Below are 532 nucleotides of genomic sequence, written 5' to 3'. Positions count from 1 at the left end.
GGGCGTGTTATTGATGCACGTGCTTCGACAGGACAAGAAGTTTTGAAACAGATTTTGCAAAGTGATGAAGGTGCGAGTCGATTGGGTGAAGTTGCTCTTGTTCCACATTCTTCACCGATTTCTAAAAGCGACTTTCTTTTTTATAATACATTATTTGATGAAAATGCTGCATGTCATATTGCTTTAGGACAATGTTATTCCAAGTGCTTTTTGGATGGAGCATCATTAACGGCAGAGGAAATTGCAGAACGTGGTGGTAATAAGAGCATGATTCATATTGATTGGATGATTGGATCTGGTGAAATTGACATAGACGGCATTACGCAAGATGGAATGCAAGTTCCTGTATTTCGTAAGGGCGAATGGGCTTAATATTATTATTTTTTTGATGTTATTGTTAGAAAATGTGTAATAATTAAAAAAATAAATGCCTGAACTTCCTGAAGTAGAAACCGTTCGTCGTGGACTTGAGCCGATTATAACGGATGCAAAGATTATATCTGTTATGCTTAATCGTAGAGATTTGAGGTTT

At 36.8% G+C, this 532-nt stretch carries 2 protein-coding genes; both read left to right on the top strand.

Going from position 1 to position 532, the window contains the following annotated elements; translation table 11 throughout:
- Positions 1 to 372 (top strand): aminopeptidase (locus J7R05_RS07690; protein WP_208541812.1); only part of this gene is annotated, 372 nt, incomplete at its 5' end.
- Positions 373 to 427: 55 nt separating this feature from the next.
- Positions 428 to 532: DNA-formamidopyrimidine glycosylase family protein (locus J7R05_RS07685; protein ID WP_281388230.1), on the top strand; the 105-nt coding region annotated here is incomplete at its 3' end.

The sequence above is a fragment of the Bartonella capreoli genome, from assembly GCF_902813205.1.
Lineage (GTDB): Bacteria > Pseudomonadota > Alphaproteobacteria > Rhizobiales > Rhizobiaceae > Bartonella > Bartonella schoenbuchensis.
The sequence above is the reverse complement of the archived record's forward strand: the minus strand, read 5'-3'. Positions and strand labels throughout refer to the sequence as shown.